This is a genomic window from Dankookia rubra (assembly GCF_004355005.1).
Classification (GTDB): domain Bacteria; phylum Pseudomonadota; class Alphaproteobacteria; order Acetobacterales; family Acetobacteraceae; genus Paracraurococcus; species Paracraurococcus ruber_A.
Window position 1 is genome coordinate 1 of record NZ_SMSJ01000029.1, and the last position, 12,431, is coordinate 12,431.

Annotated in this window: 6 protein-coding genes; 4 read left to right on the plus strand and 2 right to left on the minus strand. The window is 75.1% G+C overall.

The window, feature by feature from the left end; genetic code table 11:
• The 3 genes from E2C06_RS19340 to bcsD all read left to right on the plus strand — a co-directional run.
• Nucleotides 1–2,379: cellulose biosynthesis cyclic di-GMP-binding regulatory protein BcsB (locus tag E2C06_RS19340; protein WP_133290258.1), on the plus strand; the 2,379-nt coding region annotated here is incomplete at its 5' end.
• Nucleotides 2,376–6,158: a cellulose biosynthesis protein BcsC gene (locus E2C06_RS19345; protein WP_133290259.1), complete on the plus strand. Its 3,783-nt coding sequence runs from the start codon at nucleotides 2,376–2,378 to the stop codon at nucleotides 6,156–6,158. The genes E2C06_RS19340 and E2C06_RS19345, both read left to right, overlap by 4 nt.
• Before the next feature lie 154 nt (nucleotides 6,159–6,312).
• Nucleotides 6,313–6,786, plus strand: a complete 474-nt coding sequence (gene bcsD / locus E2C06_RS19350; RefSeq protein ID WP_165982503.1) for a cellulose biosynthesis protein BcsD — start codon at nucleotides 6,313–6,315, stop codon at nucleotides 6,784–6,786.
• A 101-nt stretch (nucleotides 6,787–6,887) separates the two neighbouring features.
• Here the strand turns inward: bcsD and E2C06_RS19355 are convergent, their stop codons facing one another.
• Entirely contained in the window at nucleotides 6,888–8,978 is a 2,091-nt protein-coding gene (locus E2C06_RS19355; protein WP_133290261.1) for a hydantoinase/oxoprolinase family protein, read from the minus strand.
• Nucleotides 8,978–10,651, minus strand: coding sequence for a hydantoinase B/oxoprolinase family protein (locus E2C06_RS19360; protein WP_241671366.1), 1,674 nt, complete (start codon nucleotides 10,649–10,651; stop codon nucleotides 8,978–8,980). Before E2C06_RS19360 ends, E2C06_RS19355 begins: the two co-directional genes overlap by 1 nt.
• 134 nt (nucleotides 10,652–10,785) lie before the next feature.
• Here E2C06_RS19360 and E2C06_RS19365 point away from each other — a divergent pair, with 134 nt between their 5' ends.
• Nucleotides 10,786–12,378, plus strand: coding sequence for an ArnT family glycosyltransferase (locus tag E2C06_RS19365; RefSeq protein WP_133290262.1), 1,593 nt, complete (start codon nucleotides 10,786–10,788; stop codon nucleotides 12,376–12,378).
• Nucleotides 12,379–12,431: the final 53 nt, after the last annotated feature.

A 12,431-nucleotide genomic window follows, 5' to 3' on the forward strand; every position in this document is an offset into this window, starting at 1 on the left:
GGCAGCCGCGCCGCGGCCTGGCTGCTGGCCCTCGGCCTGGCGCTGCCCGGTGCGGCGACGGCGCAGTCGCGTGGCCAGGCGCCGGCGCCGCTGGCGCCCGCCCCATCGGCACCTGCCGCGATGGTGCCCGCGGCGCCGTCACCCGCCGCGGCACCGCCGGCCTACGCCGCGCCCGCTCCGGCCTACGTCGCGCCGACATTCCCCGCGCCGGTCGCCGCCGCACCCGCCGGCCAGGACGCCGGTGCCGGCACCCGGCGGATCTCCTATACGCTGCGCCAGCTTGGCCTGCGCGCGCCGATGCAGCTGCGCGGCACCACCGACCTGCAGGGCGTGCTCTTCGGCATCCGCGGCGACGAGGTGGTGACCCAGGCGCGGCTGGTGCTGCAGGGCGCGACCTCCCCGGCGCTGATCCCCGAGCTGAGCCAGATCGCCGTCGCGCTGAACGAGCAGTTCGTCGGCGCGATCCAGCCCGACCGCTCGCGGCCGAGCTTCGGGCCGATGGAATTCCCGGTGAACCCGGTCTTCTTCGCCGATACCAACCGGCTGAACTTCCGCTTCTCCGGCCGCTACGCGGTGGAGTGCAACGACCCGCTCTCGGGCCTGCTCTGGTCGACCATCTCCGATACCTCCACGCTGCACCTGCTGCTGGAGAAGCTGCCGCCGACCCGCGACCTGGCCCGGCTGCCGGAGCCCTTCTTCGACCAGCGGCTGATCCGCAGCCCGCTGAACCTGCCGGTGGTGCTGCCCGAAGGCGCCGGCAACGAAGCCATCCGCGCCGCGGCCGTCGCCGCCTCCTGGTTCGCGGTGCAGGCGGACTACCGCGGCGCCGAATTCCCGGTTTCCGCCTCGCTGCCCTCGCGCGGCCATGCGGTGGTGATCGCCGCCGGGCCGGATGCCGTCCCGGGCCTCACCCTGCCGCGCTTCGATGGCCCGACCATCGCGCTGGTGCCGCATCCGGGCGACCCCTATGGCACGATCCTGGTCATCGGCGGCCGCAGCGGGGCCGAGGCGGCGAGCGCGGCCACGGCGCTCGCGGTCGGCCGTGCCGCGCTGTCGGGCGAGCTCGCGCTGGTCCAGCCGCCCGAGGTCACGCCGCGGCAACCCTATGACGCGCCGCGTTGGGTGCACGGCGACCGCCCGGTCCGCCTCGGCGAACTGGTCGACCCGTCCGAGCTGCAGGCCTTCGGCTATTCGCCGGGCGCCATCTCCGTCCCCTTCCGCACCGCGCCCGACCTTTATACCTGGCGCAACCGGCCGCTCAGGACGGATATCCGCTACCGCGGTCCGCCCGGGCCGATCATCGACACCTCCGTCTCGCGGCTCGACGTGGCGGTGAACGATCTCTACCTCCGCAGCTTCCCGCTGCAGGGCGCCGAGCCGTCCTGGCCCTGGTCATGGATCAGCCAGCAGATCGGCCAGCCGGACCGCCGCAGCGGCCAGGCCGGGATGCCGCCCTGGATCGTCTTCGGCCAGAACGAGCTGCAGCTGCGCTTCGACATGAAACCGATGGCGCGCGGCGACTGCGTCGCGGTGCCGGGCGACATCCGCGCCTCGATCGACCCCGACAGCACGATCGACCTGTCGGATAGCTATCGCTTCACCACCCTGCCGAACCTGGCCTTCTTCGCCGGCGCGGGCTTCCCCTTCACCAAGCAGGCCGACCTGTCGGGCACCGCCGCAGTCCTGCCGGACCGGCCGCATCCGCAGGAGATGTCGGCCTTCCTCGGCCTAATCGGTCGGCTTTCGGCGATCGTCGGCCTGCCGGCGACGGGCCTGCAGGTGGTGCGGCCGCAGGGCATCCCGCAGGTGGCGGGCCTCGACCTGATCGTGGTCGGCGCGCTCGGCCGCCAGCCGGCGTTGCAGCAGTTGTTGAAGGACGGCCCGGTGCAGCTGGATGGCAACCGCCTGTCCGTCGCCCTGCCGGACGCGGTGGCCAATATCCGGCATGTCTTCGGCGGCGTCGACAAGCGTGGCCTGGCGGAACGCGCGGCGGCGCAGCTGCTGGCGCCGGGCGAGGGGCTGGGTGCCCTGATCGGCTTCGAATCCCCGCTCACCCCCGGCCGCTCGGTCGTCGCCCTCAGCGGCAGCACGCCGGCCGCGGTGGAGGCCATGGTGCAGGCGCTGCGCGATCCCGAGCAACTGCCGCGCGTGCAGGGCGACATGGTGCTGCTGACCGGCGGCAAGGTGCAGGGCTATGCGCTCGGCAACCGCTATACCGTCGGCTGGCTGCCCTTCTGGCTCTGGCCGCAATACCTGCTGGGCGACAGCCCGCTGTCGCTGCTGGTGATGCTCGTCATCGCGCCGCTGCTGATGGCCGGGCCGGTCTACTGGCTGCTGCGCCGCCGTGCCGCCCGCCGGCTGCGGGAGCGCACGGCGTGACCCACCGCACCCGACTGCTCGCCGGCGCCGCCCTGGCCCCGGCGGTCCTTCTCCTGCTCGCCAGCGATCCGGCCTCGGCGCAGGTACTCGCCGTGGCGACGCCGCCGGGTACCGACAAGGCGATCGCCACGCTGCTGGAGCAGGCGAACTACTGGCGCCTGCAGAACCGGCCGGACCAGGTGGTAAGGGCGCTCGACCGGGTCCTCGCCGCCGATCCGCGCAACGTGGAAGCCCTGGCCAGCGCAGCCCAGGCGCAGGCGCAGCTCGGCAACCGCGCGGCGGCGGATGCGCTGATCGCCCGGCTGCGCGCCGTCTCCCCCGCCGACCAGCGGCTGCAGGAGACGGATGTCACCGTCCGTGCCGCCACCGTCGACCAGAATGCCTTGCTCGAAGCCCGCCGCCTCGCCCAGGCCGGCCGGGGCGCCGAGGCGGTGGCGCAGTACCGCGAGCTGTTCCGCAGCCCGACGCCGCCGGATTCCTACGCCCAGGAATTCTACGCCACCCTGGCGGGCACCGAAGGCGGGTACGAGGAGGCGCGGTCCGGCCTCGCCCGGCTGGTCGAGCGCTCGCCGAGCGATGCCCGGCTGCAACTCGCCTATGCGCAGATCCTGACCTACCGCGACGCGACCCGGGCCGATGGCATCGCCCGGCTGCGCCGCCTCGCCTCCGGCAGCGATGCCGGCGGCGGCGCGACCAATGCCTGGCGCCAGGCGCTGCTCTGGGCCGGGCCGAACCCGGCCATGGCGCCGGAGCTCGAGGCCTTCCTCGCGCGCAACCCGAACGACCCAGCGGTGGCCCAGCGGCTGCAGGAGATCCGCGCGCCGCAGCCCGGCGGCCCGCCGGACGAGGCCGCCACCGCGCGGCTGCGCGGCTTCGAGCTGCTGAACACCAACCGCGCCCGCGATGCCGGCCGCGACTTCGAGGCGGCGATCGCCGCCAACCCCGGGGATGCCGATGCGATCGGCGGGCTCGGCATCGTGCGCTTGCGCGAAGGCCGCTACGGGGAGGCGCGCAGCCTGCTGGAGCGCGCCATCCGGCTCGATCCCGCGAAGCGGGCGCAGTGGCAGAAGGCGTTGGACGGCGCCGGCTATGCCGCCGACCTTGCCGGCGCGCGCAGCCAGATCCAGGCCGGCGACCTCGACGCCGCCGAGCAGAGCCTGCGCCGCGCGTTGAGCCGCGACGCCGCCGACCGCGCCGATGCCGAGGCGCTGCTGGGCGACATCGCGCTCCGCCGCGGCGACCATGCCGGGGCGGAGACGCGCTATCGCGCCGCGCTGGCGCGCCGGCCCAACCTCGGCGCCGCCACCAGCGGCCTCTACGAGGTGCTGCAGCAGCAGGGCCGCTTTGCCGAGGCCGAGGCGCTGCAGGGCCGGGTCCGCCAGGCCGCGAACGAGGCCGGCACCAATGCCGGCCGCGCCAGCCAGCTGCGGGCCGAGGCGCAGCGCGCCAACGACCCGGAGGACCAGCTGGTCCGGCTGCGGGAAGCGCTGGCGCTCGACCCCGGCAGCCCCTGGATCCGGCTCGACCTGGCGCGGTTGCTGTCGCGCCAAGGCCAGCAGGCGGAAGCGCGCGAGCTGATGGGCGCGCTCGGCGCCGGCGGCGGGGCGGAGGGGCTGCACGCCGCGGCGCTCTTCGCCGAGGAGGATGGCCGGCCGAATGACGCCGCGGCCTACCTGAACCGCATCCCGGCGAAGCAGCGCACGGCGGACATGAGCCGCCAGCTCGCCCGCAGCCGGGTGGCGTCCGAGGTGGACCGCGCGGTGTCGGCCTGGCGGATGGGGTCGCGGGCCGAGGGGCGCGCGGCGCTGGTCGCCATCGCGGCGCGGCCGGACCCGACGGGGGGCGCCGGCGCGCTGGCGGTGCGGGCGCTCGGCACGCTGGGCGACGCACAGGGCGCGGCGGAAGCCGGGCGGGCCGCCGTTTCGGCCAATGCCGGCGCTCCGGCCGCGGCGCGGCTGGCCATCGCCGGCGCGCTGCTGGGCGCGGGGGCCGAGCGCGAGGCGGTGCAGATCGCCCGCTCGGTCGAAAGCCAGCCCGGCCTTTCGGCCGAGGATCGCCGGCAGGCGGCGGCGCTGCAGGCGGGCTTCGCCATCCGCACCGCCGACAGGTTGAACGAGCAGGGCAACCAGGCCGCGGCCTATGAGGCGCTGGCGCCCGTGCTGGGCCGCGACCCGACCAACCCGCAGGCCAATCTCGCGCTGGCCCGGCTGTACCAGGGCGCGCGGCAGCCGGACCAGGCGGCGCAGGTCGCCGAAGCCGTGCTGCGGGGCGACCCGCGCAGCATGGATGCGCGGATGGCCGCGGTGGATGCGGCGATCTCCCAGCGCGACTGGGGCCGCGCCGAGGCGCTGCTGGTCGAGGCGCGGGCCTTCAATCCGAACGATCCGCGCGTCCCGCTGATGGAGGCGAAGATCGCCCGCGCCGGCGGCAATTCCGGCCGCGCCCTGCGGGCGCTGGAACGGGCGCAGGACCAGCTCCGCAGCCAGGGCAAGGTGGTGCAGGTCTCGGCCAATGTCGGCGGGCCGGGCAATCCCTTCCGCGGCGCGGTGCCGGGCAGCGCTTCCTCCTCGGTCGTCCCCGGCGCCGATCCGGTGGCGGCCGAGGTGGCGCGCGAGCTCGCCTCGGTGCGGGAGGAAGCCTCCGGCCGCATCCAGGGGGCGCTGGCGATGCGCTTCCGCTCCGGCACCGCCGGGCTCGACCGGCTGTCGGATGTCAGCGCGCCGGTCAGCGCCTCGCTGCCCGTCGGCGCGCTCGGCGGCCGCTTCACCGCCACGGTGACGCCGGTGACGATCTCGACCGGCCAGCTCGACAACGGCAACCTCAGCACGCTGCGCAGCTTCGGCACCAACATGCTCGTGCCGGAATTGCGCCAGCCGGCCGGCCAGGCCGCCGGGCCGAGCCAGGCGACCCGCGACCGCTACACGCCGCGCGACGACACCGCCTCCGGCGTCGGGCTGGGCCTCGCCTATTCGCGCAATGCCTTCACCGCGGATATCGGCACCACGCCGCTCGGCTTCCGCGAGCAGAACATCATCGGCGGCGTCGAGATCGCGCCGGCGCTGACCGATACCCTGAAGCTGCGGGTGACCGGGGAGCGGCGGCCGGTCACGGACAGCCTGCTGTCCTGGTCCGGCATGCGGGACGTGAATTCCGGCCGTAGCTGGGGCGGCGTGGTCCGCACCGGCGGCAGGGCGCAGCTCGAGGTCGGGACCCAGCCGGTCTCCTTCTACGTCGGCGGCGGCTATTCGGGCCTCGACGGCACGCAGGTGGCGAAGAACAACCGCATCGAAGCGGGTGCCGGTGCCTCCTGGGTCGTCTACCGCGAGCCGGACGAGGAACTGATCGCCGGCATGGACCTCGTCTACTTCGCCTACGACAAGAACCAGCGGCTCTTCTCCTACGGCAATGGCGGGTACTTCAGCCCGCAGAGCTATACCGCGGCGCTCTTCCCGCTGGACTGGCGGGCGCGCAAGGGCAACCTCGCCTGGCGGCTGGGCGGCACGATCGGCTACCAGGCCTACCGCGAGAGCGCGGCGAAGTACTTCCCGCTCGACAGCGCCATGCAGGCGCAGGCGGATCTCGCCGCGGCCGCGGATCCCACCCTGCGCTCGACGCTGCCGGCCTCGACCCATTCGGGGGTCAGCGGCGGCGTGCGCGCCGACGTGGAGTATTCGGTGACGCCCAACCTGCGGATCGGCGGGCTGCTGCGCTACGACCGCACGGCCAATTGGAACGAGGCGCGCGGGCTGGTCTTCGCGCGCTACCGCTTCGATCGCTGACCCGCCAGGAGAAGGGCAGGATGCGGTGGAGCGAGGTGAGGTGGCGCGCGGCCGGTCGCAGGCGCGCGCGACCAACCGGTGGCCGGGCCCCTGTCCCGGTCATGACGACCGGCGGCCAGGCATGGCCCGCCGCGGCGATTACCGGAGGTGTTGCATGACGGCCGTCGACGAGCAGCGTTCCCTGTCCTACCTGGCCCGGCGCGGCGTCGCCGCGCAGTGGCGTGGCTTCCTGCGGGCGCTGGTGGAAACGCTCGACGCCAATCTCGATGGCGCCTCGCGCGATGCGCTGCTGCGCGCCGTGGGCGCGCGGATGGCCGGGCTGATGCCGCTGCCGGCCTGCGGCAGCCTGCCGGAGCTGGAGGCGCGCATCAATGAATGCCTGGCCGGCTGCGACTGGGGCTGGGTGGAGATCGGGCTCGACCCGCAGGACCGGGCCCTGGTGCTGAGCCACAATGCCGCGCCATCGATCGCCGCCGGGACGGAGGCCAACGGGACCTGGATCGCGGCGGTGCTGGAAGGGCTGCATGGCGGCTGGCTGGGCGGCCAGCCGGGATCGGATGCCGCGCTCGCGCCGCGCCGCGTGGCGGCCACGGCGGCGACGGTCACCCTGCGCTACGGGCGCGCCTGACCGGCGGGACCGCGCGCGGGGTGCCGAGCGACGGAGCGGCCGGCGGGCATCACGCCGGGTTCGAAGCGGGCGGCATCCTGCCCCGCCGCGATCCGCGCTGATCAGCCCGGCGGCACCGCGATCTCCAGCCAGCCGCGCGCATCCATCCGCGCGGCATCGCCCGGGCGCAGCAGCACGGTGGTGGTGGCGCTCTCGACGATCGCCGGCCCGGCCACCGCCTGGCCCGGCGCCAGCGCCTCGAAGCGGTGCACCGGCGCCATGACCGCCGCGCCGTCCAGCCGGATGCGGCGCTGCGCCACCGGGGCCGCCGCCTCGCCCGCGGCGCCGCCCGCCGCGGCATGGCGCGGCAGCAGGCCGACCACGGCGAGGCGGGCATTGACCAGCACCACCTCCTCCTCCGGCAGGTCGTAGGTGAAGAGCGCGCGGTGGCGGGCGTGGAAGGCGGCGCGGATCTGCGCGCCGAGGTCGGGGCCGGCCCAGTCGATGCCGTCGAGCGGCACGGCGATCTCGAAGACCTGCTCGCCGTAGCGCATGTCGGCGCTGCGCCGCGCGGCGGTCTCGCCGCCATGCCAGCCCGCCATCCGGCCGCGGCCCTCGGCTTCCAGCCCGTCGAACAGCGCGCGCAGCGCGGCGTCGGCGGGCATGCCGGCGGGCGTCACCGCGCTGCGGGTCAGCTCGTAGCGCAGGTCGGTGTGCAGCATGCCCCAGGCCGACAGCCCGGCGGCAAACAGCGGCACGGCGGCGCGGCGGAGGCCGAGCTCGCGCGCCACCGCGGTCGCGTGCAGCCCGGCGGCGCCGCCGAAGGAGAGCAGGGCGCTGTCGCGCGGGTCGACGCCGCGGCGGACGGTGGCCAGCCGCACGCCATCGGCCATGCGGGCATTGACCAGGTCGTGAATGCCGGCGGCGCAGGCCGCCGGGGTGATGCCGAGCCGGGCGGCGAGGCCGGCGACCGCGGCCTCGGCCGCCGCCAGGTCCAGCCGGCGGGCGCCGCCGAGGAAGTTGCCGGCGTCGAGGTAGCCGAGCACCAGGTTGGCGTCGGTCACCGTCGGCTCCGCCCCGCCCAGGCCGTAGCAGGCCGGCCCCGGCACCGCGCCGGCCGAGCGCGGCCCGACCTGCAGCGTGCCCCCGGGGCCGAGATGCGCGATCGAGCCGCCGCCGGCGCCGAGGGTGACGATGTCGAGGCTCTCGAGCGCGATCCGCTCCCCGCCCACCACCCGGCCGCGGCCGAGCGCCGCCTCGCCGCCGGTGACGAGCGCGATGTCGGTCGAGGTGCCGCCCATGTCGAAGGTGACGAGGTCCTGGCCAAGCCCCTGCGCCGCCAGCGCGACGGCCGCGGCGACGCCGCCGGCCGGGCCGGACAGCGCGGTGCCGACCGCGCGCCGCGCCGCCTCCTCCACCGGCGCGACGCCGCCATGGCTGAGGATGACGAAGAGCGGGCCGCGGTAGCCCGCCTGCTCCAGCCGCCCGGCCAGCTTGCCGAGGTAGCGGGAAACCACGGGGCCGACATAGGCATTCACCGCGGTAGTGCTGAAGCGCTCGAACTCCTTGATCTGCGGCAGCACGTCGGCCGAGCAGGTGACGAAGGCGCCGGGCATGGCGGCGGCCACCGCGGCGGCGGCGGCGTGCTCGTGCTGCGGCGCCGCCCAGCTATGGAGGAAGCCGATGGCGACGCCTTCGACCTGCCCGGCCTTCAGCGCGGCGATGGCGGCGTCGAGCGAGGCGGGGTCGAGCGGCACCTCCACGCTGCCGTCCGGCCGCAGCCGCTCCGCGACGCCGAGGCGGAGGCGGCGCGGCACCAGCGGCTCCGGCGCGGCCAGGCGGAGGTCGTAGCGCTCGGGCTTCAGTCCCTCCCGCATCTCGATGACGTCGCGGTGGCCGGCGGTGGTCAGCAGGCCGATCCGGGCGCCCTTACGCTCGAGCAGGGCGTTGGTGGCGACGGTGGTGCCGTGGACGATGCGGGCGGTGCGCCCCAGCAGCGCGGCGAGGTCGAGGCCGAGCGCGGCGGCGAGGTTGCGCAGGCCCTCGACCACGCCCTCCGACTGGTCGGCCGGGGTGCTGGCCGCCTTGGCCAGGGTCTGGGCGCCGCCGGCCGCGATGCAGACCACGTCGGTGAAGGTGCCGCCGACATCGATGCCGATCGTCAGGCCATTCTGCTGCGCCCGTTCGGCCGCCTGGCTATCGGACGCGGCCATCAGACGTAGCCCTCCGCCGCGTCGCGCGCCCGGGCCTCGGGCGCGCGCGCCTCGGGCGGGCCCCAGCCGCCGCCGCCGGCGGCCTCGACCAGCAGGCGGTCGCCGGGCCGGACGGGGATGCCGACCTCCTTGGTCCGCAGGACCCGCTCGGTGCCGTCCGCATGGCGCAGGCGGTAGTGGTGCGGCCGGCCGTCCCGCCCGCCGCGCATCCCGGCGGCGCCGTGCCGCACCCCGTCGCCGGCGGTATTGGCCGCGGCCGGGCCTTCGCTCTCGATCCGCAGCGACAATTGGCCGCCGAGGCCGCCGCGGTGCTGGCCGTCCCCGGCCGAGCCGGGGAGGAATTCATGCGTCTCGAAGAGCAGGGGGAAGCGCGCCTCGGCCATCTCGACGCTGCCGAATTTGAGGCCGCCGGCGGAATGCCACTCGCCCGCGCCGGACCAGCCGTCGCCGCCGGAGGAGCCGCCGCCCCCCGGCCTCGCATGGAACATGTGCCAGACGAAGCGGCGCCCCGGCCGCCTGGCATCCTGGCCGGTGATCGCCACCCGGAAGCGGCGGCCCCAGCCGCCCATGGCGCGGTCGGGGCAGCAGTGCTGCAGCGCGCGGACGATGGCTTCCACGATCTCGTTCGAGCAATGGCTGGTGCACATGGTCACTGGCGCGCCCTCCCGCGCCCAGACCACGGTGCCTTCCCGGGCGATGACCTCGAGCGGGCGGAAGGCGCCGTCGTTCTTGGCGAGGTCGGGGTCGAGCAGGAACGCGAACGCCATCGCGACGGCGCTGCGCATGTTGGGGTAGCTGGAATTGACGAAGCCCTTGGTCTGCGGGTCGCTCTCCGACAGGTCCACCGTGAGGCCCTCGCCCCGCTTGGTGACCCGGGCGCGGATGGCGATGTCGCGGCGGTCGAAGCCGTCGTCGTCGAGCATGGCCTCGCCCAGCCAGGTGCCGTCGGGCCAGGTGGCCAGGATCCGCCGGGCATGCGCCTCCGACAGGTCGAGGATGGCGGAGACCGCGGCATCCAGCGCATCGGCGCCGTATCGCGCCAGCAGCGGGCGCAGCCGCTGCTCGCCGAGGCGCGCCGCGCCGACCATTGCCATCAGGTCGCCACGGAAGTCGCGCGGGATGCGGGTATTGGTCGCCAGCATGCGCAGCAGATCCTCCCGCAGCGAGCCGGCCTCGCCCAGCCGGATCGGGGGGATCCGCAGCCCCTCCTGCCAGATCTCCGTCGCGCCGGGGTTGTAACCTCCGTGGGTTGCGCCGCCGATATCCGATTGGTGGGCGCGCACGACGGACCAGAAGCGCAACGCCCCTTCCGCATGGACGGGAATGATGATGGTGAGGTCGGGAAGGTGGCTGCCGCCGTGATAGGGGTCGTTCAGCAGGAAGGTGTCGCCGTCGCGGATGTCGCCGGCGAAGGCTTCCGCCACGGCCCTGGCCGCCCAGGGCATGGCGCCGACATGCACGGGGATGTGGTCGGCCTGCGCCACCAGCCGGCAGTCCGCGTCGCAGAGCGCGATGGAGAAGTCGCGGGAGGAGTTGAGGATCTGGCTATAGGATGTCCGGAGCATCGCCTCCCCCATCTCCTCCACGATGGCGCGGAGGCGGTTGTCGAGGACGGCGAGGGTGACCGGGTCCGGCATGGGGGCCCGGCCGGGGGTTGCGGTGGGATCGGCCATGCGGGAAGGCTCGGCCGCGCCCGCCGCTGCCGTCAAGCCGGGGCGGCGGAATATCGCACCGCCAGTTCAGGAAACCGTGATAAGGCCGGGCCGTCGCGCCCGTCCCGGGACGCCGTCCGCCCGGCGTGGAGAGCATGAGCACAACCTGTCTGCGCGGCCAAAGCGGCAACCCGGAGGCGGGGAGCCGGCCCGGGCCCGGCCCGGCCGCCTCGCCCGCGACCCGCGCGCGCGCCTGGGTCGAGGCCGCCTTCGTGCCGCTGATCCTGTTCGGCGCCTCCCTGCTGCTGCGGGGGATCGGCTTCACCGTGACGGTGATCGACACGGATGAGGGGCTCTACCTGGTCCAGGCGCGGGAATGGCTGCGCGGCAGTTGGCCGCTGGTCGCGGTCTGGGACATGCACCCGATCGGCGCGCCGGCGGTCTATGCCGCGGCGATCTGGCTGTTCGGCGAGAGCATCGCCACGATCCGCATGCTGGGCGTCACCACCGTCGCCGCGGCCGGCTGGGCGCTCTATGGGCTGGTGCGGGCGGCGGGCGGGCCGCGGCCGGTCGGCCTTGCCGCCGCCATCCTCTACATCGCCCATACCGTCCTGCTCTTCGGCCTCGCCAGCAATACCGAGGTGCTCTTCGCCCCGCTGGTGGTCTCGGCCATGGCGCTCGGCACCCGGGCGGCGGTGCGGGCGCTCGAGGACGCGCAGGGGCCGCGCTGGGGCGACCTGGTCCCGATGGGGCTGGCCATGGGCTGCGCCTTCTCCATCAAGCCGGTGGTGACGCCGGAGGGGTGCCTGGCCTTCGCCCTGCTGACCGTCCCGGCGCTGTGGCGGCGGGTCCTGCCGTGGCGGCGGGCCCTGGCCATGGCGGCGGCCTATGCCGGGCTGGTGCTGCTGCCGACGACGCTGTTCGCCCTCGCCTACCTGGCGCGGGATGACCTGAAGGAGTTCCTCGACGGCTCCTTCCTCGCCCCGCTGCGCTATGCCGAGGCGCGGCTGAGCCTGCGGGAGGCGCTGCAGCGGGTGCAGGTGGCGCTGCTGGTGCTGCTCTGGCCGATGCTGCTGGCCGGGCTGGCACTGGCCCGCTGGGGCTGGCGGCGGGGCCGCGAAGGGCGGCTGGCGCGGCTGGCGCTGGTCTGGTTCGGCTGCGGCTGCCTGGCGATCGTCGGCCCCGGCTTCTACTACCCGCACTACTTCCTGATCTGGATGCCGCCGATGGCGATCCTGGCGGCGATGGGCGCCTGGTGGCTGGCCCGGCTGGCCCGGCCGCGGATCGCCGCGGCGATCTTCGTCGCGCTGGTCGCGGTGGTGGCGGTGGAGGCCTGGCGGCAGGAGGCGACGGTGCGCGTCGGCCGCGGCTTCGGCATCTGGCTGCCGGACCCGGTGGCCGAGGTGGCGAAGGCGGTCCGCGCGCGGATCGCACCCGGCGACGCCATCTTCATCGCCAACTACCACCCCGTGGTCTATGCGCTGACCGATGCGGCGCTGCCGACCCGCTTCGTCTTCCCGGCGCACCTGACCGGCGGCTTCACCCAGGTGGCCGACATCGACACCGATGCCGAGGTCCGGCGCATCCTGGCGACGAAGCCGCGCATCGTGGTGGTGGACCGCGGCTGGTGGGCGCAGCTGCGCCCGAGCGCGGCGGCGATCCTGACCGAGACGCTGAACCGCGACTATGTGCTGGACACCACGGTGGCCGAGGAGCGCGGGCCGGTCGAGCTGTGGCGGCCGAAGTAGCGGCATCGCGCCGCGGGTTTGCAGCGCCGCCGGCCTGACGCATCATCCCTTGC

Excerpts from the sequence above, each read along its gene's own strand:
- E2C06_RS19355 (WP_133290261.1), bottom strand. The coding sequence starts at position 8,978 with ATGGCCGCGTCCGATAGCCAGGCGGCCGAACGGGCGCAGCAGAATGGC.
- E2C06_RS19365 (WP_133290262.1), top strand. The coding sequence starts at position 10,786 with ATGAGCACAACCTGTCTGCGCGGCCAAAGCGGCAACCCGGAGGCGGGG.
- E2C06_RS19360 (WP_241671366.1), bottom strand. The coding sequence starts at position 10,651 with ATGGCCGATCCCACCGCAACCCCCGGCCGGGCCCCCATGCCGGACCCG.
- bcsD (WP_165982503.1), top strand. The coding sequence starts at position 6,313 with ATGACGGCCGTCGACGAGCAGCGTTCCCTGTCCTACCTGGCCCGGCGC.